The sequence below is a fragment of the Thermoanaerobacter kivui genome, from assembly GCF_000763575.1.
Taxonomy (GTDB): Bacteria; Bacillota; Thermoanaerobacteria; order Thermoanaerobacterales; family Thermoanaerobacteraceae; genus Thermoanaerobacter; species Thermoanaerobacter kivui.
The window spans coordinates 1,806,429-1,829,058 of record NZ_CP009170.1 but is presented as its reverse complement, the minus strand read 5'-3'; the positions used below and the strand labels follow the sequence as shown (position 1 = coordinate 1,829,058).

General features: G+C 36.0%; 18 protein-coding genes, 1 pseudogene and 3 riboswitches. Of the genes and pseudogenes, 16 read left to right on the top strand and 3 right to left on the bottom strand.

The window, feature by feature from the left end:
* Positions 1–71 precede the first annotated feature (71 nt).
* Genes TKV_RS09175 through TKV_RS09150 form a run of 6 tightly spaced genes read left to right on the top strand, consistent with a single transcriptional unit; the run spans position 72 to position 6,532 of the window.
* The gene (locus TKV_RS09175) at positions 72–2,084 is read left to right on the top strand and encodes a DUF5693 family protein (RefSeq protein WP_049685681.1); all 2,013 of its coding nucleotides are present in this window, start codon (positions 72–74) and stop codon (positions 2,082–2,084) included.
* Position 2,085: 1 nt separating this feature from the next.
* Positions 2,086–3,177, top strand: coding sequence for a polysaccharide pyruvyl transferase CsaB (gene csaB, locus TKV_RS09170; RefSeq protein WP_049685680.1), 1,092 nt, complete (start codon positions 2,086–2,088; stop codon positions 3,175–3,177).
* A gap of 2 nt (positions 3,178–3,179) precedes the next feature.
* On the top strand, positions 3,180–3,917 hold the full coding sequence (locus TKV_RS09165; RefSeq protein ID WP_049685679.1) for a WecB/TagA/CpsF family glycosyltransferase: 738 nt from the start codon (positions 3,180–3,182) through the stop codon (positions 3,915–3,917).
* A gap of 11 nt (positions 3,918–3,928) precedes the next feature.
* Complete coding sequence (locus tag TKV_RS09160; protein ID WP_049685678.1) at positions 3,929–4,774, top strand: YitT family protein; 846 nt, start codon at positions 3,929–3,931, stop codon at positions 4,772–4,774.
* Between the two features lie 15 nt (positions 4,775–4,789).
* Positions 4,790–5,611 (top strand): transketolase, encoded by an 822-nt coding sequence (locus TKV_RS09155; RefSeq protein WP_049685677.1) that lies wholly within the window; start codon positions 4,790–4,792, stop codon positions 5,609–5,611.
* On the top strand, positions 5,612–6,532 hold the full coding sequence (locus TKV_RS09150) for a transketolase family protein (protein WP_049685676.1): 921 nt from the start codon (positions 5,612–5,614) through the stop codon (positions 6,530–6,532). It begins immediately after the preceding gene.
* A 26-nt stretch (positions 6,533–6,558) separates the two neighbouring features.
* Here the strand turns inward: TKV_RS09150 and TKV_RS09145 are convergent, their stop codons facing one another.
* Complete coding sequence (locus tag TKV_RS09145) at positions 6,559–7,074, bottom strand: ferredoxin domain-containing protein (protein WP_049685675.1); 516 nt, start codon at positions 7,072–7,074, stop codon at positions 6,559–6,561.
* Between the two features lie 203 nt (positions 7,075–7,277).
* Here TKV_RS09145 and TKV_RS09140 point away from each other — a divergent pair, with 203 nt between their 5' ends.
* On the top strand, positions 7,278–8,510 hold the full coding sequence (locus tag TKV_RS09140; protein WP_049685674.1) for a 6-phosphofructokinase: 1,233 nt from the start codon (positions 7,278–7,280) through the stop codon (positions 8,508–8,510).
* A 165-nt stretch (positions 8,511–8,675) separates the two neighbouring features.
* Here the strand turns inward: TKV_RS09140 and TKV_RS09135 are convergent, their stop codons facing one another.
* Entirely contained in the window at positions 8,676–9,815 is a 1,140-nt protein-coding gene (locus tag TKV_RS09135) for a universal stress protein (RefSeq protein ID WP_049685673.1), read from the bottom strand.
* Positions 9,816–9,984: 169 nt separating this feature from the next.
* Between TKV_RS09135 and TKV_RS09130 the strand changes: the two are divergent.
* The 3 genes and pseudogenes from TKV_RS09130 to TKV_RS09120 all read left to right on the top strand — a co-directional run.
* Positions 9,985–10,299: pseudogene (locus tag TKV_RS09130) on the top strand (EAL domain-containing protein); the annotation flags it as partial.
* A 189-nt stretch (positions 10,300–10,488) separates the two neighbouring features.
* Positions 10,489–10,566: riboswitch (cyclic di-GMP riboswitch) on the top strand.
* A gap of 132 nt (positions 10,567–10,698) precedes the next feature.
* Positions 10,699–12,633 carry a [Fe-Fe] hydrogenase large subunit C-terminal domain-containing protein gene (locus tag TKV_RS09125; protein WP_049685671.1) on the top strand — a complete coding sequence of 645 codons (1,935 nt, stop codon included), beginning with the start codon at positions 10,699–10,701 and terminating at the stop codon, positions 12,631–12,633.
* Positions 12,634–12,857: 224 nt separating this feature from the next.
* Positions 12,858–13,451 (top strand): class I SAM-dependent DNA methyltransferase, encoded by a 594-nt coding sequence (locus TKV_RS09120; protein ID WP_049685670.1) that lies wholly within the window; start codon positions 12,858–12,860, stop codon positions 13,449–13,451.
* Positions 13,452–13,707: 256 nt separating this feature from the next.
* Here TKV_RS09120 and TKV_RS09115 read toward each other — a convergent pair whose 3' ends face one another.
* A complete protein-coding gene (locus tag TKV_RS09115) occupies positions 13,708–15,651 on the bottom strand; it encodes an oxidoreductase (RefSeq protein ID WP_084574235.1) in 1,944 nt (647 codons plus the stop codon).
* Between the two features lie 983 nt (positions 15,652–16,634).
* Positions 16,635–16,753, top strand: a riboswitch (molybdenum cofactor riboswitch).
* Between the two features lie 204 nt (positions 16,754–16,957).
* Here TKV_RS09115 and mobB point away from each other — a divergent pair.
* The 6 genes from mobB (at position 16,958) to TKV_RS09080 (ending at position 22,623) form a co-directional block, all read left to right on the top strand.
* Positions 16,958–17,644, top strand: a complete 687-nt coding sequence (gene mobB, locus TKV_RS09105) for a molybdopterin-guanine dinucleotide biosynthesis protein B (protein ID WP_049685669.1) — start codon at positions 16,958–16,960, stop codon at positions 17,642–17,644.
* Positions 17,645–17,864: 220 nt separating this feature from the next.
* A riboswitch (molybdenum cofactor riboswitch) is annotated at positions 17,865–17,988 on the top strand.
* Between the two features lie 198 nt (positions 17,989–18,186).
* Positions 18,187–19,065, top strand: coding sequence for a substrate-binding domain-containing protein (locus tag TKV_RS09100; RefSeq protein ID WP_049685668.1), 879 nt, complete (start codon positions 18,187–18,189; stop codon positions 19,063–19,065).
* Between the two features lie 139 nt (positions 19,066–19,204).
* Entirely contained in the window at positions 19,205–19,903 is a 699-nt protein-coding gene (locus TKV_RS09095) for an ABC transporter permease (RefSeq protein WP_049685667.1), read from the top strand.
* A gap of 50 nt (positions 19,904–19,953) precedes the next feature.
* The gene (locus TKV_RS09090; protein ID WP_049685666.1) at positions 19,954–20,715 is read left to right on the top strand and encodes an energy-coupling factor ABC transporter ATP-binding protein; all 762 of its coding nucleotides are present in this window, start codon (positions 19,954–19,956) and stop codon (positions 20,713–20,715) included.
* Between the two features lie 185 nt (positions 20,716–20,900).
* A complete protein-coding gene (locus TKV_RS09085) occupies positions 20,901–21,398 on the top strand; it encodes a MogA/MoaB family molybdenum cofactor biosynthesis protein (protein ID WP_014062233.1) in 498 nt (165 codons plus the stop codon).
* Between the two features lies 1 nt (position 21,399).
* Positions 21,400–22,623, top strand: coding sequence for a molybdopterin molybdotransferase MoeA (locus TKV_RS09080; RefSeq protein WP_049686267.1), 1,224 nt, complete (start codon positions 21,400–21,402; stop codon positions 22,621–22,623).
* The last annotated feature ends 7 nt before the right edge of the window (positions 22,624–22,630 follow it).

The following is a 22,630-nucleotide window of genomic DNA, read 5'->3' as shown; positions in this document are numbered from 1 at the left end:
GATATAATATGAGTAGTTACCCACCTTAAATGTCGATGTGTTACAAAAGCGAATACAAAGGAGAGATTAATTTGAAGCTAAGAAAAATACTTGTAATATTTATTGCTATTTCTTTAGTAGTATCTATTTTCGTAGACATAAACAGAATAAGAGTAGAAAACAACTATGATACAGTAGAAATTGTAGGAGATTTAAAAAGCTTCAAAGACCTTGCTTCTGCAACAGGTAGAGACTTGACTTCTATACTTTCTGATATGAAATCAGCTGGTCTTATAGGTGTTGCTGTAAATGAGGTTACTCTTGAAAGCCTTCAACAGTCTGGTAAAATTTCTTTAAGCCTTTTAAAAGAGGTGGGAAATCTTTATTTGTTGTCTTCAAACTTAGGGAATCTAGCATTGGAAGACTACTTAAAGAGTCTTACAGATAAGGAAAGGGAACAGTATGGAAACTACATAGTTGTTACAACAAAAGATGTAAAGATATTCAATTTTCTTAAAGAGGCTTTAACAAGAAGAGTACCTGAAGACGAATTAAAAGTGCTTGAAAAGAGAGGTAGCTATGCCTTTGTTATCAATAAACCCAAAGATGCTTTTATAACAAAGGGGTTGGGATTTGATGAAAGCGATTTAGAACTGGTAAAGTCTTTAGGTTTTGATGTGATACCGCGAATTGAGAATTTTACTGGGATAAAGGATAAAGATATAAAAGACTATGTTGATATATTGAAGAAATTTGATGTAAAAACTGTAATTTTTAATGGTACTGATGTCTTAGGAAACCCAGAAAAAATATCATATGCAGCTTTTTTGTTTAAGAAAAATGGCATAAATGTAGGTATTATAGATGTGCCTATGGGGAAAAAACTTCAAGATGGAATGAATAAATTTGCTAAGTTCGATGATTATAGGGGGATAAAAGTCTTTGGAGTTTCAGAAGCAGAAACTCAAAAATACGATGCTTCTGAAATAGTAAATAGATGGTACAGAGGAATAATAGAGCGAAATGTGAGAATTATTTATATGAGAGCAAAAATAGATAATTCCAAAAGTGCAGTTTACAACATACAACAAAATCAATCTATGATTGAAGATATGACAAAATACATAAAAAAAGCTGGATTAAATGTTGGTGTTGCTAAGCCTCTTTTTGAGCTCCATCAGTCAAAGCTTACGGAAATACTCATAAGTTTGGGAGTTATTGCTGGTGGATTGTTGCTTTTACAGATGTTAGGAATTGGAGAATATGTGTTAATTTTATTAGGATTGTTGGGGGCTGTACTGACTTCTTTAGTGCTAGTCAGCAGATTTAACGATTTAGGCGTCAAAGTAGTAGCATTAGCTTCTTCTATAGTTTTTCCTTCTCTTGGCATAGGATATTTTGTAGACAAAACAAAAGAAATAATGGACAAAAAGCAAAGCATAAACTTCACATATACTGCAATAAAAATATTTATCAATTCATTATTGATTTCTTTCATAGGAGCTCTTTATATAGCAGCTATAATGGCTGACAGCAAGTATATGTTAAAAATTGACTATTTTAGGGGTGTAAAATTTTCCTTCTTACTGCCTTTAGTCTTTTATGTATTGTATTACATTATAAAGATGTACAATGCTAATAACTGGAAGACTTTTATGGAGAAAATAAAGGAGTTTTTAAACATTGACATAAAAGTATGGCATTTGTTGGCTATTGCTGTAGCAGGGATTTTGGGAATTATATACATTTCAAGGACGGGCAATGAACCTATTGTTAAGCCGACGGAGTTAGAGCTTAAATTCAGGGATTTCCTTGAGCATACTCTTGTGGCAAGGCCTCGAACAAAAGAATTTTTGATAGGTGACCCTGCGATTATATTGGGAATTTATGCTGCTTTTAGAGGCTCGAAAGCTTGGACATTTATCATGGGAATATTTGCTTCGATAGGCATATTGTCGATTGCCAATACTTTTAGCCATGTTGAAAGCGTACTGATGATTGCGATAGAGCGTACTGTAATTGCGTGGGTATTGGGGGCTTTAATTAGCTTGATTTCTGTAGTTATAGTGGACAAGGTTTTAAAAAATATAAAAAAGGAGTATTGATATGAAGACAGTCATATCCGGCTATTACGGATTTGATAATATTGGGGATGAAGCTGTTCTAAAATGTCTGGTAGAAGGTTTAAAAGAAAGAGGTATAACTGATATAACAGTTCTTTCTAATAAGCCTGATGAAACTTCTAAAAAGTACAACGTAAAAGCAGTAGACAGGGCTTCTTTCAAAGAGATATACAAAGCGCTAAAACAAGCAGATGTGCTGTTGAGTGGTGGAGGAAGTCTTATACAAGATAAGACCAGTAGCAAGAGTTTGTGGTATTATCTTGGAATAATGTTTATGGGAAAATTGCTTAGGAAAAAAGTGTATGTTATGGGACAAGGTATTGGTCCAGTTGATAAAAAGTTTAACAGATGGCTTACTGCAAGAATTTTAAATAAAGTTGACGGAATAGCTGTAAGAGACGAATTATCCAAAGAGTATTTGAAACAGCTAAATGTCAAAAAAGACGTGGTAGTAGCGGCAGACCTTGTATTAAATTTTTCTGGTGGTAATAATAGAGAAATTTTTGGCAAAATCCTCGAAAAAGAAGGAATTGATTTAAATTTCTCAGAATATGCTTTAATTTGCACGAGAGAATGGGGAAATTCTGAATTATCAAGGGTTGAATTGGCAAGGGCTGCAGATTTTATTGCGCAGGATTATGGATATAAGATTGTTTTTCTTCCTTTTTATCATGAGGATATAGAAGAGAGCGATAGGGTTGCTACTTATATGAAAATGCCTTGTGAAATTTTAACCGAAAAATACGAAGTAGAGGAGATATTGAGTATTATTAGAAGCAGTAGTTTATTAATAGGTGTAAGGCTGCATTCTTTGATTTTTGCGTTTATATCTTTGATTCCATTTGTCGGGATATCTTATGACCCCAAGGTGGAGGGTTTTCTAAAATCCATTGGTGAAAGCAGCGCAGGAGACATTAATTCTTTTACTGCTGAAGACATTCTAAATAAAGTAAGTTCAATTTTACAGCGAAAAAAAGAGTATATAAATGAGATGTCTAAGTATTTAGATGAGTTAAAAGAAAGAGCAAAAAAGAATTTTGACATATTATTTGAACATAATAAATTTGAGGTGTGAAGATGGAAAGATTAGATATATTTGGAGTGCCAATAGATCGAGTGACGATGAGACATGCAGTAGAGGTTTTAGATGACTTTTTGAAAGAAGACAAGTTGCACATTGTTGCTACTCCTAATGCGGAAATTGTGATGATGGCGCAAAAGGATAAAGAATATATGGAAATATTAAATAATACTGATTTAAACGTTCCAGATGGAAGTGGAATTGTTTTTGCTTCAAAAGTTTTTAAAAAGCCGTTGTCTGAAAGAGTAGCAGGTTTTGACCTTATGATGGAATTTATAAAAGATATATCTTCTAAAAATGTGAAGATTTATCTATTGGGGGCTGCTCCTCAAATTGCCGAACAAGCTCGTGTTAATTTAGAAAAGCTATATCCGAGTGTTAAAATAGTGGGGACCCATCATGGTTATTTTACGCAAGAGGAAGAAAGCGAAATCTTAGAAGAGATAAATAATAGTGGTGCAGAAGTTCTCTTCGTAGCTTTAGGTGCTCCTAAACAAGAGAAATGGATATACAGAAACAGAGATAAATTGAAAGTAAAAATAGCAATGGGGGTAGGAGGAAGTTTTGATGTAATAGCTGGAAAAGTTAAGAGAGCGCCTTACATATATAGAAAATTGGGCTTAGAGTGGTTATACAGGCTTATTAAAGAGCCTTGGAGATATAAAAGGATGATGGCGCTTCCTAAATTTGCTCTCAAAGTTTTGCTACACAAAAGAAAAGTTGACATAAGATAAGGGGATGTATTATGAAAGTTTCACTTAGGAAAATAATAATGGACTTTTTCTGGGTTACAATAGGTACATTGCTTGTTACTTTGTCTCTTGATTTATTTTTGGCACCTAACAGAATTGCTCCTGGAGGAGTAAGTGGACTTGCTGTGGTTTTGCAACATGTCTTTGGCTGGCCAATAGGTGCTGTTACTTTAGCAATAAATATACCACTTTTTCTTATTTCAACTAAAGTATTGGGTACAGGTTTTGGAGCAAAAACACTTTATTCAACAATTTTATTAGGTGTTTCTATTGATGCGCTGGCTTTTTTGAAGCCTCTTACCCACGATACTATATTGGCAGCAGTGTATGGTGGCATAATAATGGGGGCAGGTCTTGGCATTGTAATAAAATATGGTGCAACAACTGGCGGCACTGACATGGCTGCTATGACTTTGCATAAGTACATACCTTTCTTAAGTGTGGGTAGAATACTTCTTATAATAGATTTTATAATAATAACTCTTGCAGGGATAGTTTTCAGCCCAGAACTTGCTCTTTACGCTTTAGCTACTGAGTTTATCACTATTAAAGTCATCGACCTCATACAGGAAGGCAGTGGCGATGAGAGAATCGCCATAATTATTTCTGATAGCTATGAGGAAATTAGCAAATCAATACTGGAAGAAATGGAAAGGGGGGTAACAGAACTTAGGGGAAGAGGAGCTTATTCAAAGAAGGATAAAAATGTTTTATTGTGTGTTGTAACAAGAAGAGAGGTTACAACCCTAAGAAACCTTGTCAAAAGAATAGACCCCAATGCCTTTGTTATATTGTCAACAGCTCATGAAGTTTTAGGAGAAGGATTTAAAAACATGTGAAATGGAGGTATTAGTATGGACAAAGAATTTTTAAAGCAAAAGGCAAAAGAGATAAGAATAGATATCATAAACATGTTGGCAGAAGCAGGTTCTGGTCATCCGGGGGGTTCTCTTTCTTGCGCAGATATTTTGACAGTACTGTATTTTGATAAAATGAATGTAAAACCAGACAATCCTAAATGGGAAGACAGAGATAGACTTGTACTTTCAAAAGGTCATGCGGCACCTGCTCTTTATGCTGTATTGGCTGAAAAAGGATTCTTCCCAAAAGAAGAATTAAAGACTTTAAGAAAACTCGGTTCTATACTTCAAGGGCATCCCGACATGAAATCAACACCGGGACTTGATATGACCACAGGGTCATTGGGGCAAGGGCTTTCTGCTGCAAATGGAATGGCATTAGCAGGTAAATTAGATAAAAAGGGCTATAGAGTCTATGTAATATTAGGAGATGGAGAATTACAAGAAGGGCAAATATGGGAAGCAGCTATGACAGCAGCCCATTACAAACTCGACAACTTGACTGCAATACTTGACTTTAACGGCTTACAAATAGATGGTCCAAACAGAGAAGTAAAAAACATAGAACCAGTAAATGAAAAATTCAAAGCTTTTGGATGGCACGTAATAGAAATAGACGGCCACGACTTTGACCAAATAGACAAAGCCATAGAAGAAGCAAAAGCTACAAAAGGAAAACCTATATTGATAATAGCTCATACAATAAAAGGGAAAGGCGTATCCTTTATGGAAAATCAATTAGGATGGCATGGCAGTGCGCCTAATGAAGAACAAAGACAAAAAGCTATACAAGAACTTGAAGGGAGTGGAGTATAAATGGCTATGGCGACAAGAGAAGCCTATGGGAAAGCCTTAGTAGAATTAGGCGCAAAAAATAAAAATGTAGTGGTATTAGACGCAGACTTATCAAAATCTACAAAGACGGCAGATTTTCAAAAAGTATATCCAGATAGATTTTTTAACATGGGAATATCAGAGCAAGATATGATGGTAACAGCAGCAGGACTCGCTACCTGTGGGAAAATTCCTTTTGCCAGCACTTTTGCCATATTTGCAACAGGAAGAGCTTATGAGCAAGTGAGAAACTCCATAGGTTATCCACACTTAAACGTAAAAATAGCAGCTACCCATGCTGGCATAACAGTAGGAGAAGACGGAGCGACACACCAATCAATAGAGGATATATCCCTTATGAGAGGAATACCTGGGATGGTGGTAATAAACCCAGCCGATGCAGAAGAGACGAGACAAGCCATATTTGCGGCTGCAGAACACTATGGACCAGTATACATAAGATTGGGGAGGATGGCAGTACCGGAGATCCACGACCAAAACTACAAATTTGAATTAGGAAAAGGTGAAGTAATAAGAGAAGGGAAAGACGTAGCGATAATAGCGACAGGGATAATGGTAGCCATAGCGATTGAGGCAGCAGACAGACTAAAAGAAGAAGGAATAGAAGCGACGGTAGTCAACATACACACCATAAAGCCGATAGACAAAGATTTAATAGTAGAAGTAGCTAAAAAGACGGGCAAAGTTATAACAGCAGAAGAGCACAACATAATAGGAGGACTTGGTTCGGCAGTGTGTGAAGTGCTTTCAGAGGAATATCCAGTGAAAGTGAAGAGAATAGGCATAAGAGATGAGTTTGGTCAATCAGGTTCTCCTAAAGAGCTTTTAAAACATTATGGTTTGACGGCGGAGGATATTGTAAAAGCGGCTAAGTCATTTTAAAAGATGCTAGGTTAATCCTGGCATCTTTATCTATCAAAATATATATTTTTGCCTGTAGCAGAGAGAGGAATGCCTATAACAATTTCTCCTTCAATTAGTTTCAACCTTCTTGCACTTACTCCTATTCTGTACATGATTCTGTTGTCCACGTTTAATATGCTAGCGGTTTTAACTGCAGACCCTACCGCTATTCCTAAATCAATCAATCTCCATGCGCATATGGGACCTGCAAATTCTGTACCTTCTCTAAAATCCCTTAGACTAGTGCAAAGATTATAACCGCAGGCGCCGCAATTTAGTCCAACTTTTTCTGGTTTATTTAATGAAATTAAAAGTACTGCACTGGAGTTAGCGACGTTTTTTGCATCCCTGTCAAAATTTTTCTTTCCGGATTCTTCTCCGTATTTCATCATATCATCTTTTAACCTTATAAGGTCTTCTCCTGTAATAACTTTTGTCTCTATAAAGTCTTTTCCAGTTGCTTTAGGAGCAGTTCTTGCCGATAATGCCATAAGTTGTGCAGCTAATTCGATTACATCCATTTAAGTTTCCTCCCTTGTTAAAATTTTACCGATTTGTTCTTTAAAAATAAGCTTATATTATAATTGTGCTACATTTTTTCGTTTTTCGCAAGAAGATTTGATAAAATTTTATCACAAAGCTACTATTATATCCTTTTTTATGGTATAATATAACCAAATCACTCTATTAGTTAATAAATAGAATAACATAATGGAGGTTTATTATGTATACTAAAAGTAATTGTCTTGTGGCACAGTCAGGTGGTCCTACAGCAGTAATCAACTCAAGCTTGTATGGCGTTATTATGGAAGCTTCAAAGTCAACGGCAATCGATAGGATTTACGGGGGGATAAATGGTATAGAAGGAATAATAAAGGGAAAAATTATTGATATACTTGACATTCCTTATGAAAGAATAAGGCAGATGAGATTTAGTCCTGCAGCAGCATTGGGGTCATGCAGTTATAAACTAAAGGATTACAAAGAGGATGATAGTGATTATAAAAAGCTAATAGAAATTTTTAAAAAATACAACATCAAATACTTTTTCTATATAGGCGGCAACGATTCTATGGATGCAGTTGACAAAATACATAAATATACAAAAGAGATAGGTTTTGATGTAAATGTAATTGGAATTCCCAAGACAGTTGATAATGACCTAATGTTTACTGACCATTCTCCCGGTTTTGGAAGTGCTGCAAAATATATAGCGACGATCACTTTAGAACTTGCGTTGGACGCAGAAGTTTATGAAGCTAAGACCATTAACGTACTTGAAGTGATGGGCAGAAATGCTGGTTGGCTTACTGCTTCATCGGTGTTGGCTAAAGAAAGATTCCCTCACCTTAAACAACTAATATACCTTCCTGAAGTACCTTTCAATGAAGAAAAATTTTTAGAAGATGTAAATAAGGCGTATAAAGAATACGGCAACGTATTTATTACGATATCAGAAGGAATAGTAGATGAAAAAGGCAATTATATTGCAAAAAGAGATAACGCATATGAAAAAGATGCTTTTGGACATCCTCAACTGGGAGGAGTAGGAGATTACATTGAGAAAATCATAAAAGAAAAGGTGTATAAGCGAGTTAAGATGACAAGGCTGGGTGTGACGCAAAGATGTGCAATGCATTTGGCATCTAAAGTGGATTTTGAAGAAGCAGAGATGTTAGGAAGAGAGGCTGTAAAATACGCATTAGATGGAGAAACTGGTAAAATGATTGGTCTTATAAGAGAGAAGGATTCTCCATACACTGTTAAGACTGAACTTGTAGATGTTGACAAAGTGTGCAATAAGGAGAAGAAGATGCCATTAAGCTGGATAAACAGTGAAGGAAATTATGTTACTGGGGAATTTTTTAATTATGCAAAACCTCTGATACAGGGTGAAGTAAAACTTCCTATTACAGAAGGGTTGCCCTATTACACTAATTTGAAATATGCGATATAAAAACTTTAAAAGCAGGAACACATGCCTGCTTTTAAAGTTTTAATTAGATTCTTTTTTGAATACCATTGTTATGGTCAGTAATAAAATAACAAAAAAATCGTTAGATTGCAAATTTGTTTTTCGCAGCCATTGCTCCTCACTCTTAAAATGTGTAAAAAGCAAAAATCATCTGTAGGGTATTACGTGAATTTCGATGTTTTTTGCTTTTTTAATCAGTTTTATAACAGTAGAACCTCTAAGCAAAGTTTGCAATCTTGACCTCGAAGAATGACCCATTATTATTTGCGTAATATGCATTTGCTTTGCAAATTTTAGCAGTTCATCAGAGACACTTTTTCCTGTCAATGTATAGACTTTTGCCCCTAATTGTTTTGCCAGCATAAAGTGGCTTTCTAAAACTTCTTTATCCTTTTCTGTAAGTTTAGGTGCAAAGATGTTTGTGCAATTCACGTATACTACTACCCAATCGCATTTGAATCTTCGTGCTCGTCTTGCACCTCTTCTAATAAGTTTTTTGGATAAAGGATTGGGAGTTATGCACACCATTATCTTTTCATTTGTTTCCCACGTGTCGGTTATTTCATGCTCTTTCATGTATTCTTCTAATTCTATATCCACTTCCTCTGCGGTAAGCCTCAGCATGAGTTCTCTTAGGGCACTTAAATTACCTTTTCTGAAAAAATTTAACAAACACTCATCCACTTTATCAAGTTTATAGATATCTCCTCTTTTTAATCTGTTTAATAGCGCATCAGGAGTCAAATCTACAGCAACTATTTCATCAGCGTTGTCAACTATGCTGTCAGGTATTGTTTCTCTTACTGCAACTCCCGTTATTTGCTGGATTATGTCGTTTAAACTTTCTAAATGCTGAATGTTAAGCGTCGTTATGACGTTAATTCCGTGGTTTAAAATTTCTTCTACATCTTCGTATCTTTTTTTGTGCTTTGAACCGGGAGCATTTGTGTGAGCCAGTTCATCTATTAGGACAACTTCTGGCTTACGAGCAATTATAGCATCTGTATCCATTTCTTCCAATATCATACCGTGATATTCGATTTTTTTCCGCGGAATTATTTCTAAGTTGCCTATTTGCGCCTCTGTTTCCTTTCTTCCATGGGTTTCTACGTATCCTATGACTACGTCTTGGCCTCTTTTGAGGCGCCTGTTTCCCTCATTGAGCATTGCATAAGTTTTGCCAACACCCGGAGCATAACCTAAAAATATTTTTAACTTTCCTCGCTGTTGTTTTTTTATGATTTCCAAAGCTTCTTCCGGAGTTAATCTTCTAAAACCCTCGCTCATTAAATTTGCACGCCCTCCATGGCATAATTATCAATTATAATGGATTCATGAAACTATAATAATATTAAATTTTACAAAAATCAATAAAAAGAAGGAGCAATTGCTCCTTCACAGTTTGAAGATTCCTCGTCGCTTTGCGACGGAGAGAAGTCAATAACCGGATTTTTTTGAATGTATAAAATCAATACTACAAAAGACAGGAGCTGATGCCAGCAAACTTATTTTGGAAGTAACTGAAGGGCTTTTAATCGAAGATGTTGAGAGCGTAATCAACAAGATGAATACCCTTGCAAGTCTTGGTGTGTATTTTTTAATTGATGATGTTGGTACCGGTTATTCTTTGTTTACTTATATTAAGCAATTGCTGATTTATGAATTAAAAATTGACAAAAGTTTCGTGCAAGATGTTATTGATGATCCGAACAACGCTGCTATTGTAAAGGCTATACTGCTATGGCAAAGCATCTTAAACTCAAAGTGGTAGCCAATTGTAGGATATGTTGACATGGAGTTTAAAGCTGTGATAAAATATAGACAAATATATGCGGTATAAACATGTAAATTTTATTAAGAAATTGAATTATGTCATGCACAAAAAATTATTTTTAACAGGCATCTACATCCTATTGTGTACACAAATAAAATTATATTGAAAAGGATTAAAATCAACATATGTCGAAAAAGGCAAACCTGTCGAAAGGCAGGGCGCAAAGCTATGGGTCTGTTGGAAATGAAATATTGTGCTGTTGTAACATAAGCGATGTTTGCCATAAAGCTGGGGGTTGTTTTCAAAGAGTTAATGTGGATGTAAAGGTGATAGAATAAAAAGCAAGTTGATGATGTTATGAAATAACGAGTAAACAAAAAATGGGAGAGATAAAATATGATAATGCTTAATAAGGATAAGTGTATAGGATGCTTTAAGTGTATAAGAGTGTGCCCAGCAAAATTTGCAAACAGGGTTGTTGATGGTAATAAAGTTGATATCAATTATGATTTATGTATTTCCTGCGGTCATTGTATTAGTGCATGTGAGCATGACGCAAGATATTATCTTGATAATACTGAAGATTTTATTGCCGATTTGGCGCAAGGGAAAAGCTTTATTGCAATTGTTGCCCCAGCAGCGAGGGCGAATTTTGATATAGTTAAGCTGAATAAGACTTTGCGGACTTTAGGTGTAAAGAAGGTTTTTGATGTATCTTTTGGAGCTGATATATGCTCATGGGCACACCTTAAGTATTTAGAAAAGACAAAGAATCGAAAGCTGATTACCCAACCCTGTCCGGTTATTGTGGATTATATTTTGAAAGTTAAAAAGGAATTGAGAGATTACTTATCTCCAATTCATAGTCCAATGGCTTGTCTGGCTATATTTTTAAGGAAATATTTAGGATTAAAAGATGATATAGTTTTCATTTCGCCTTGCATAGGCAAGGAAAATGAGATAAAAAGGCTTGGGTTTATCAAATACAATGTGACTTTTAGTAAACTATTGGATAATGAAAAGTTTAAAAAGGTGTATGATAGGCTTGATAATGGATTAGAAAAATCTGATGCGTATGATGATGATGGGTTTGATACATTAGGGAAAGAGTTTAAAACGGGACTTGGAAAGTTATACAGCAAACCAGGTGGACTAAAAGAAAATATAAAGTTTTACAATCCTAAAATTAAAATAAGACAGGTAGAAGGGCAGTATGCTTATGAGTACTTAGATGAGTTTGATAAGGCAAGGGATGAGTTTAAACCCGATGTGGTCGATATATTAAACTGTCAGCATGGTTGCAATAAAGGTCCTGCAACTTTTAATCTTAAAAACTCTGATGAGATAGAACGTGAGTTTGAAAATATTCGGAACAATACAATCAAAAAGTGGTCTGATAGAATCAGATTGAAAAAACTTTATAGCCGCTTTGATAAGATATTGCGATTGGATGACTTTTTTGTTCAATACCCTGTATATAATGATATATTGCGTGAGCCTTCAGAGAAGGAATTGGAAGAAATATTCAATAGAATGTTAAAATACACAAAAGAAGAGAGAAGTGTAGATTGCACAGCCTGTGGATATTCATCCTGCCTTGAAATGGCTAAGGCTATTTACAATCAACTAAACATTGAATCAAATTGTATATATTACGATAAGAAATTGATAGAAAAGGAAAGGGAAGAGATTGAAAATAAATCACTCGAGTTGGAACAGCTAACCCAACAATTGAATAAAAACAATGAGAAACTTAGCTCTTTAATCAAAGAGGTCAAAAATACTATTAATGTTTTATCACATAGTATGGGAGAAGTATCTATTGGATATAGTGAGAATGCAAAAGAGGTAGAGAATATTGCAATGGCTGCTGGTAGTTTAGTCGATAAAATGACCAATTTAAAGGATTTAGGTGCTCATCTTGAAGAAAAGGTGCAGTTTATCACTAACGCTTACACATTAATTAAGGATATAGGTGAAAATATATCAATTTATGCATTAAATGCATCAATAGAAGCAGCAAAGACGGATACTACTGCAGGTTTCAATGTTATAGCAAGTGAGATAAGGAAATTAGCTGAAACTATAAAAAGTAATATGAAAACATTAGAAAAGGAAATTAACAGCGTAGTAGAACTTATGAGGAGTATTCCAAAAGAGATAAATTCAAATTTACGCTTGATAGAGGATATAAATGCAGCTATAACTAACGAAAGTGCAATAATAGAAGAGTTAACCGCTAAAGGTGAAGAGATAAGTAGTGAAATTATGCAACTTGAACAATTTGTGAATGATGTAGTCAAAGATCTTAATTTAGGGGCAGGGGCTTGAATTCCCTGCTTTTTTTGATTTAGAGTTATTTGCTGCTATTTCATGAGGTTTTGCAGATTTATGTGTATAGAGTTTTCCTTGAAATTCAAGGGAGTGTGTGGTATAATTCTTGTAAAAAAAGTTTAACTTTGTAGATTGGAGGTGCTATTAATACCTATCTTGATAATGATGTTAGAAAGATATAAACTCATATAGAGAGAAATTAACTGAGGTGACTTGTGAATATGAACAAAAAAGATTACTTTAATATGATGGCAGAAAAATGGGATGAGATTTGTTATCATGAACCAGCTAAATTACAGTATATAATGCAAAAAATCAATCCCCAAAAAGGGGATAAAGTTCTTGATGTTGGGACGGGAACTGGTGTTTTAATACCATATATTCTACCATATATCGGCGATAAAGGTGAAGTAGTAGCAGTGGATTTTTCTGAGAAGATGATTGAACAAGCTTACAGAAAGCATAAATATGAAAACGTAAAGTTTATATGTGCTGATATAATAGAAGTTTCATTGCTCTATGAATATTTTGATATTGCAATTTGTTATTCTGTATTTCCACATTTTGAAGACAAAAGAGTTGTAATTGCTAAAATAGCAAACCTATTGAAAAATGATGGAAAACTTGTTATCTGTCATTCTCAAGGCAGAAATACCATCAATAATCTTCATAAAAACTTACCTTCACCAGTTTCAGCTGATTTTTTACCAGATGTTGATACTATGAAAGATTATCTTGTAAAGGCTAACATTGAACCAACTATAACTATTGACAATGAAGAAGTGTATATTATAATGGGCTATAAACACAACTAAATTTAAAATAAAATGTAAAAATATAGAGATGTAAGGGAATAATAGGGGTTGTTTTAGGGGTCTTTTGTACTTCTGTTTTTTATATTATTGCACTTTAAGTTTCTTGTGTAGTACTCATGTTACCGACTATTAATATGCTAATAATTAAAATTAAATAATATATTTACAGTGTGTAAGTTGATTATTGCTTATATACAGCGAAAAGAGGGGACTACCAAAAATACTTTTTGGATAGCCTCCTCGTTTGTATTTTAAACTATAAACTGTAAGCGTAACGGAAACCTTCATGAATAGCATCCATAAACTTTCTAGCTTTGACGCAATCCCCAATAGCGTAAACAGGTATACCTTCTTTTTCAATTAACTTTAATAAATCATTCTTGGGTTTAGAACCAACTGCTATTACGATAGTGTCTATACCACTTAATTCTTGGTTCCCATTTACTGTTTCTATAGTTACTTTATCTCCTGATATTTCTTTAACTTTGCTCTTTGTCAATACTTTAATCTTCTTCTCGGCCATGCGATTTAGTAATAGAGTTCTTACCAAGCTTCCAACATCTATTGCTATATCATCCAACATCTCTATTACTGTTACTTCTTTACCTTGATCAGTCAAGAATTCTGCAGTTTCACAACCTACTAACCCACCACCAATGACAGCTACTTTTTTACCAACAATAACTGTCCCTTTTAAAACATCATGGGCCGTAACAACATTTTTCTGATTGATTCCAGGAATTTCAGGAATTATTGGTTCAGACCCTGTTGCTAATATAACCACATCGGGTTTAATCTCATGAATTGTGTTTAAATCTGCTTCTTTGCCTTTTACAATCGTAATACCAGATTTTTCTACTTGATTGATGAGATAATCAGCCAGATCATTTATTTCTCCTTTATGAGGTGGTACAGCAGCAATTCGCATTTGTCCACCTAATTCTGGTTGTTTTTCATAAAGAATTACCTCATGGCCACGCAAAGCTGCTACTCTAGCTGCTTCTAACCCGCCAGGGCCACCACCGATTATAAATACTTTCTTTCTTGTCTTTGCTGAACTTTCCATGTCAAATTCTGTTTCATGTCCAGTTAATGCATTGGCTATGCAACCAATATCAATATCCTGGAACAGACGATCAATACAACCCTGATTACACCCAATGCATTTTCTTATTTCTTGAATCTTGCCTTCAGAAACTTTTCTGGGCAACTCTGGGTCTGCTAGTAAAGCTCTTCCCATTGATACTAGATCAGCTTTGCCCTCACGGATGATTTGCTCTGCCATAATAGGATCTTTGATTCGACCAACAACAATTACAGGTACTTTGCTATTAATTGCTTTCTTTATAGCAGCTGCGTTTTCTACAAAACAACCCTGAGGTATAGCTGCAGGCTGGATAATCATTGCTGAAGATTCATATACTCCACCTGAAATATGCAGAGCATTGATTCCTTCTTCTATTAACTTCTGAGCAAATATCTTAGTATCTTCAATCGTAAGTCCTCCAGGAACATATTCTTCAGCACTCATGCGATATATAATAGGGAAATCCGTCCCAACTTCTTTTCTTACTCTTCTGACAACTTCCAATGGGAATCTCATTCTGTTTTCAAAACTTCCGCCATATTCATCGGTTCGCTTATTGCTATAAGGTGATAAGAATTGATTGAGCAAATAACCATGAGCACCATGAATTTCGACAGCATCAAACCCTGCTTCTTTAGCACGTCTCGCAGCTTGTCCAAATGCTTTTATTAACTCTTTGATTTCTTCTACTGATAATTCTTTTGGCATTTCTTGTTTAACTGGACAAGGAATAGGTGAAGGAGCTACTATCTGCATTCCTGTAACTTTTGAAGTGGTTTGTCTTCCTCCATGATAAAGCTGAATAGCAATTTTTGCTCCATATTTATGCACTGCTTCAGTTAATTCTCTTAGTCCAGGAATTAATTCATCCTTGTAAATACCAACTTCATTTTTAAAACCTTTACCACTTGGATGAACATACGAAGCTTCAACAATAATTAATCCAACTCCGCCTTTTGCTCTAGTCTGATGATAAACTTTTAAGCGGTCGGTAACTGCACCATCATCAGCAGCGTAATTTGTAACCATAGGAGGCATGACAATTCTATTTCTTAGTTTCATTGACCTAATTTGAATTGGTTCTAGAAGTTTTTCAAACTTAAATTCACTCACCTTAAATCCTCCTCATATTGTTATTTTATTAACAGTTTCCGAGTAAAGAGTAATAAACTAATTCTATTTTTTCATTATGTCAAGGCAATTATACATATTTCTTCAATTCGTAATTTAAGAAATAAGGATATTATGCCGATAAAAAGAGTATAATACAGATAAGCAAAAAAGATAAAGAAAAAGTACTTGAAGCTATCAGGAAAGGAAATATTGATGCAGCCGATATAAGCTTTCCGAATTTAATAGACGCCATAATACTGAAAATGGAAAAGTATACAAGCCGAAGAATTCATACAGTCTTACAACAGATACGTACAAGAGCAGCTTTGTAAATCATTAGGCTGTCACTGTAGAAGTACCGAGCCTGATAATGATGTAGAAATCAATGGTTGTGTAGTACATGATAAAAAGACAGACGAATACTCTGTATTTATTACTACAGACCTTGATAAAACCGCAAAACAGATTATAAGCATCTATGAATTAAGGCCTGAAATGGAAGAAGATTTCCGACAAATAAAGGATTTTTGCGAATAGAGGATTTCAAAGAGTACAAAATACAATTTCATTGCGTTCCATGGGGTTATGGTGCTGATAGGCTATTTATTCTTCCAATTATACAAAAATATAGAGGAAGGAAGGAAATATACAGGGGAAACCCTGCCTATTGCACTCAAGAAATATGTAGAGAATAAGCCAAAATTGGTGATTATATATTCGGGGCAGTACTTAGCCATTTTCAGCTTTCTGGAGTTTATTCAATTGTATGCATCTGCGGCACAGAAGTGAGGAAGTGCCTAGATTTGATCCTAGCTAAAGTATAGCATAACAAAATGCATGCTATTCAAATTACGAATTGAAGATAGAAGAGAAGATGCATAATATTCCTGTATTGGGAAATGGGAATACACTATACTTTTTATTAAATACATATTGTTTTATGACAAAGTTGTGTTAAAATAATTTTAGACAAATTTAATATTTCATTAATTATTCTCCGAGTCTTTAATCCTAAGGCAAAAAGCTATGGATTATAGACCGTTAGGGTAGTGCTGGAAACGGCTCTGCCTCCCGCCTGGAAAGGAGAATAGGAAGGCTGCTATTCTCCTTTCGCATACTAAAACGAAAGGAGTTTTTTTATGAAGGTTCTTTGTCAATAGTTGTGGTGGGTATTTTTTCTGAATGTTTAAGGGGAGGGAATCTTTCTTTTTTCTCAAATCTTTTGGTATCAAATGTTGTAAGGCTTGATAGCCCTTAAATAGGGGGCATATGTGACAAACTGCCAATACCCTAGGAGGTATTAAAATTGAAGATAATAGGTGTTATAGGAACAAAAGATACAGGTAAAACCACTCTTGTAACAAAAATTGTTAGAAAATTAGTGGATGAGGGGTACAGGGTTGCCACCCTGAAACATACCCATACAGGCTTTGATTTTGCAGATAAAGACACTGGTAAACACAAAGAAGCAGGGGTAGAGCTTGTAGTCGGTAGTGGAGAAGAAACCTTTTTTCTTCTTGGTAGGAAAATGGTGCTTGATGAACTTGTAGGTACTATCCAGCTTCTTGGGGATTTCGATTTCCTGGTTATCGAGGGTTTTAAAGGAATGCCTTATGCAAACATTTCTACTTCCACTGAAAATGAATTCACAATAAGAAAGGTGGATCCATTCTCCCTTAAGGAGGAAGAATTGGATGAACTCATTGAAGTCATAAAGAACAGAAGTTACTGTTTGCTGCAGGGGCTTAACTGTAAAAAGTGTGGTTTTGAATCATGCAGGGACTTTGCAATGGCAAAGGTCCAGGGAGCTGCCGATGATATAAACTGTAAGAGCCAGCCAAAAAGGGCTCTTCTGAGAATAAATGGTCACCCGGTACCTATGAATCCATTTGTACAGGAATTTATATCAAAAACAGTTCTTGGTATGATCGATGCACTTGGCATGGAAAACCATAAAATTGAGAAGGTTGAGCTAATCATAAAAAATAAGTGAATAATACACCCATAAACGCATAGATGAATTGAAATTATTAGTTCAGGATAATTACGACAGACTTAAGGATCTTATGACAGGAAGAGTAATGTGAAGTGTTATTAGTCTTTTTAACCAATGCTGGCGTTCTTACTATAAATAATGTTGGGGTGGGCAAAAATTATGTATCTAAGATCGCTTGACGAAGCTAATTAATCGAGATAAAAAAATTATTAAAGTAAGGAGAATAACTCTCCGAGCCTTTATGTCTAAGGGGCGAAGAGCCCTATGAGATAAAGGCCGATAGGGTATTGATGGAAACATCAATGCCTCCCGTGTTGGAAAGGAGAGGCAATGCATTTGCATTTATGCAAAGCAAGAATGCGTAAGGTAAAATTGTGTCCTTGCTTTGCGAAAACGATGCAGTGCCTTCTCCGGAAGGCATTTTTTTGTACCTTTGTTAGGGACTAATTTCAATGGTAAAAGCTAAAGAATGGAATCTTTCCAGTTTTAATGGGTAAGGTTTAAACAAAAACTAATAGTGATGAAAGAGGATGAATACCATGGCAAGAATATCAAAGAAGTTTTTGATGATCCTTTTATATTCTATTTTGTTGTTTAGTTTGTTTTCTCTGAACGGTTGTACAGGTTCTAAAACTTCAGAGAAGATTTCCCCAGGTAATCGAGATGTAATTTTGGTGACAACAACAAGCACGCAGGATAGTGGGCTTTTGGATTACCTTTTACCGATCTTTGAGAAAGAAACAGGATACAAAGTAAAAGTGGTTGCCGTGGGGACAGGACAGGCTTTGGAGATGGGAAAAAGGGGGGAAGCAGATGTTCTTCTTACACATGCTCCTGCAGCAGAGAAAGAACTTGTGGACAACAAGGATGTTATAAACTATCAGTTGGTAATGCACAATGATTTCATTGTGGTTGGTCCTTCAGAGGATCCAGCGCAAGTTAAGAATGCGGTTTCAGTAGAAGCAGCCTTTCAGGAGATTGCTGAAAAAGGTGTACCGTTTGTTTCGAGGGGTGATGATTCGGGTACACACAAAAAGGAATTGAGTTTATGGAAAGCAGCAGGGATTGATCCCAAGGGGAAGTCGTGGTATATAGAAAGCGGCACAGGAATGGGACAAACGCTCCTTATTGCTAACGAAAAACGGGCATATACACTAACTGATCGGGGAACATACCTTGCATACCGCGATAAAATAGATCTTACCATTGTTCGAGAAGGAGATAAGGGTCTTCTTAATATTTATCACGTGATGCAGGTTAACCCCGAGAAACATCCTGGGAAACACATAAACAGCGATGGAGCCAAAGCTTTTGTGGAGTTTATGATTTCGCCCAGAACGCAGGAGCTTATTGGCAAATTTGGGGTAGACAAGTACGGAATGCCGCTCTTTTTCCCAGATGCTCAAAAAGGGAATTAGAATTAAGATAGAGAGTTGTTACGTTGTTTTAAAGAGGCTTCGTTTAAAAAAGCAGAAAAGCTCAGATTTAGCCAAAAAATGGGATTTTTCAAGCTTGATTGAGCTAATTACAAAATATTGAGGTAGGAGTTGAATAAAAGTGGAGCTTATTTGGGAAGGCCTGAAAGGAGCATTCAAATTTCTTGTTCATGGGGATCCAGAAATCAGAGAAATTACTCTTCTTTCTCTTAGGATTGCTGCGTGGGCTATAGGGATAAGTTCAGCCATTGGCCTTCCACTTGGGATTGCACTTGGAGTAAGCACGTTTCGTGGCAGGGATTTTCTTCTGACTTTAGCCAATACCGGCATGGGACTTCCACCGACAGTTGTGGGACTTTGGGTAGCTATTGTGCTATGGCGTACCGGCCCTTTAGGAGGACTAAAGCTGATTTATACTCCTACTGCCATCATCATTGCTGAAGTAATTCTTACCGTGCCTATTATTGTAGCTTTGGTAGCTGCAGCCGCGTCGGATAAAAAAGCTAAATTACACGATTTTTTTCTTTCTTTAGGGTTGAACCCTCTTCAATATATGTGGCTTTTGCTTCGGGAAATTCGTAGCTCAGTTTTAACAGCAATCATTGCCGGTTTTGGACGTGCAATTTCGGAGGTAGGAGCAGCAATGATGGTAGGAGGGAACATCGCTGGGGAAACCCGCACGCTTACCACCGCTATTGTTCTTGAAGTATCTAAGGGTGAGTTTGACCGCGCGTTAGCGATAAGTTTTGTACTTCTTGCCTTATCGTTTTCTATTACTGCCTTTATTACCCACCTTCAGTATCAACAAAACTTAAAGTAGAAGTGGGAAAAACAAGAAATAATTAGATTAAAGAAAGGAGGTAGAGGAGTATGAATTATATGTTTGAACGCAAAGCTACCGATTTTCGGGGTATAGAGAATCAAACGCCGGTTATTATAGCCGAAGATATTAGTGTACGGCGCAATGAACGCTTTATCCTGCGAAACATAAGCCTCGTTTTGCATCAAGGGGAACGTTTGGGACTTGCGGGTCCCAATGGTTCAGGAAAAAGTACGCTCCTTAAAGTCTTATCCTTACTAATTCCACCGTCTTCTGGGAGGCTTACAGTTCTTGGCTTTATGGGAGACGGACGGTCTTCAGTGACCGTTCGCCGAAAGATGTCTATCGTCTTTCAACAACCGACAACGCTCACAGGGAGTGTTTTGCAAAACGTGAGTATTCCCCTGCGCATGCGAGGACTTTCTGCCCGAGAAGCAACCAAGCGGGCATATGATTGGCTTAAGTGTTTTGATTTAGAAAAGCTTGCTTTTCAGCGGATACATACACTTTCTGGGGGAGAACTTGCACGTCTTCAGCTAGCAAGGGCGTTTGCTATGGAACCGGAAATTTTGTTCCTTGATGAACCTTTTGCAGCAGTGGATGCTACTTCACGCAGTCCACTAAAGGCCCTTCTTCGGGAGATTCTGGCAAAAAACAAGGTTTCACTGCTTCTTATTAGTCATGATTTTCGTGACCTTCTCGATCTTACTGAGCGCACGCTGGTTCTTTTGGATGGGCACATTGTTGCACAAGGTAAAACCCAAACTTTGCGCATACAATCTCCACTTGTGCGTGAGATTTTTCCGGAGTAAAGTTTTTCGGGATACAAAGGTTGCTCAATATGTCTCTACTCTATACCATACTTATTTAAGCAGTTTGCGAAAAAAGTTTTTTATTTCAAGTAGAAGGAATACTAATTACTATACTTTTATTATAAATGAGGGCAGGATAAAAAAATAAATTAGTGGGGGAAAGCAAGAAAGGGGATGATAAATTAATGATTAAAGTTGCTATTTTGACTGTTAGTGACAAGGGTTTTAGAGGAGAGAGAATTGACACAACATCATCTGCTATAAAAGAAGTTTTAGATCCAGCGATATATTCTATTGAAGAAATAAGAATCGTTCCAGATGAAATAGAAGATATAAAACGTGAACTAATAAGATTTTGTGATGAATTAAAAGTTGACCTTGTTTTGACAAATGGAGGAACTGGATTTTCAAAGAGGGACGTAACACCAGAAGCAACGATGGCTGTGGTTGAGAAATTGGTTCCTGGAATTCCAGAAGCAATGAGGGCAAAGTCTTTAGAAATAACTCCACATGCTATGCTATCTCGTGCAGTTGCAGGAATTAGAAAGAGCACTTTAATCATAAATCTTCCAGGAAGCCCTAAGGGGGCTGTTGAAAACTTAAATGTTGTTTTACCTGCTCTTAAGCATGGAATTGAGATTTTAAAGGGTGAAGCTTCAGAATGTGCAAGAAAGGACGATTAAAATGGAACTTTTAAAACTTGTTACAGTAAAAGAGGCAAAGGAGATAATAGAAAAAAATATTAGTTTTAAACCTGGCATAGAGAAAATAAGTATTTTAAATTCGTTAGGAAGAATTTTAGCAAAAGACATATATGCACCGGAAAATGTTCCCGATTTTAGAAAATCAACCGTTGATGGATATGCTGTGATTTCGAGTGATGTTTTTGGAGCGAGTGAGAGTTTACCTGCAATTTTAAAGCTTGTTGGAGAAGTCAAGATAGGAACGGAACCAACCCTGGATATAATGCCAGGAGAGTGCATGTATGTTCCAACAGGGGGTATGCTTCCTGAAAGTGCCGATACTGTTGTTATGATTGAATACACAGAAAAACTTGATGATGAAACTATTTTAGTCAATAAACCAGCTGCGCCCTTTCAAAACATAATTGAAATTGGAGAAGATGTAAAAAAAGGTGAACTCATTTTAAAAAAAGGCACAAAATTGAGACCCTACGAGATAGGGGTTTTATCAAGTCTTGGAATATTAGAGGTGGAGGTTTATAAAAAAGTAAAGGTTGGAATTATTTCCACAGGCGATGAGATAGTGGACCCTAAGGAGAAAATTAATAAAGGACAGGTCAGGGACATAAATAGCTATCTGTTATACTCTCTGTGTCTTGAAGAAGGAGCAGAGCCTGTTCTATACGGCATTGTTAAAGATGATTATGAAAAATTAAGAGAGAAATTGCAAGCGGCAATAAGTGAATGCGATTTAGTTTTGATGTCGGGTGGCAGTTCAGCCGGCAACAAAGATGAAACTCTCAAGGTTATAAGCTCATTTAAAAATTCGAATATTTTTATTCATGGAGTTGCTATACGACCTGGGAAACCTACGATTGTTGGAAAAGCAGGTGATAAATTCATATTTGGACTTCCGGGGCACCCACTGGCGTGTGCGGTAATATTTAAGACCCTTGTTATTCACTATTTGGACAGGATAAGGAATTTTGAAAGAGAAGAATATCCGGTTGAGTGCAGGTTTGCCGTAAACTATCATAAGGCTGAGGGTAGAGCAGAATTTTTACCTGTTAGTATAAAAGAAGCGGAAGGAAAATTAATTGCGTATCCCACTTATTATGAATCAGGGCTTATATCTCGTTTTGCAAAATCCTTTGGATATGTTTACATTGAAAAAGAATTAGAGGGCATATCTGAAGGACAAATAGTTAAAGTTTATAAATTTTAGGAGGGTG

Bases quoted from the DNA above. Each gene is read 5' to 3' on its own strand.
- csaB (WP_049685680.1), top strand. From the start codon at position 2,086: ATGAAGACAGTCATATCCGGCTATTACGGATTTGATAATATTGGGGAT.
- TKV_RS09165 (WP_049685679.1), top strand. From the start codon at position 3,180: ATGGAAAGATTAGATATATTTGGAGTGCCAATAGATCGAGTGACGATG.
- TKV_RS09160 (WP_049685678.1), top strand. From the start codon at position 3,929: ATGAAAGTTTCACTTAGGAAAATAATAATGGACTTTTTCTGGGTTACA.
- TKV_RS09155 (WP_049685677.1), top strand. From the start codon at position 4,790: ATGGACAAAGAATTTTTAAAGCAAAAGGCAAAAGAGATAAGAATAGAT.
- TKV_RS09150 (WP_049685676.1), top strand. From the start codon at position 5,612: ATGGCTATGGCGACAAGAGAAGCCTATGGGAAAGCCTTAGTAGAATTA.
- TKV_RS09145 (WP_049685675.1), bottom strand. From the start codon at position 7,074: ATGGATGTAATCGAATTAGCTGCACAACTTATGGCATTATCGGCAAGA.
- TKV_RS09140 (WP_049685674.1), top strand. From the start codon at position 7,278: ATGTATACTAAAAGTAATTGTCTTGTGGCACAGTCAGGTGGTCCTACA.
- TKV_RS09135 (WP_049685673.1), bottom strand. From the start codon at position 9,815: ATGAGCGAGGGTTTTAGAAGATTAACTCCGGAAGAAGCTTTGGAAATC.
- TKV_RS09125 (WP_049685671.1), top strand. From the start codon at position 10,699: ATGATAATGCTTAATAAGGATAAGTGTATAGGATGCTTTAAGTGTATA.
- TKV_RS09120 (WP_049685670.1), top strand. From the start codon at position 12,858: ATGAACAAAAAAGATTACTTTAATATGATGGCAGAAAAATGGGATGAG.
- TKV_RS09100 (WP_049685668.1), top strand. From the start codon at position 18,187: ATGGCAAGAATATCAAAGAAGTTTTTGATGATCCTTTTATATTCTATT.
- TKV_RS09090 (WP_049685666.1), top strand. From the start codon at position 19,954: ATGAATTATATGTTTGAACGCAAAGCTACCGATTTTCGGGGTATAGAG.
- TKV_RS09085 (WP_014062233.1), top strand. From the start codon at position 20,901: ATGATTAAAGTTGCTATTTTGACTGTTAGTGACAAGGGTTTTAGAGGA.
- TKV_RS09080 (WP_049686267.1), top strand. From the start codon at position 21,400: ATGGAACTTTTAAAACTTGTTACAGTAAAAGAGGCAAAGGAGATAATA.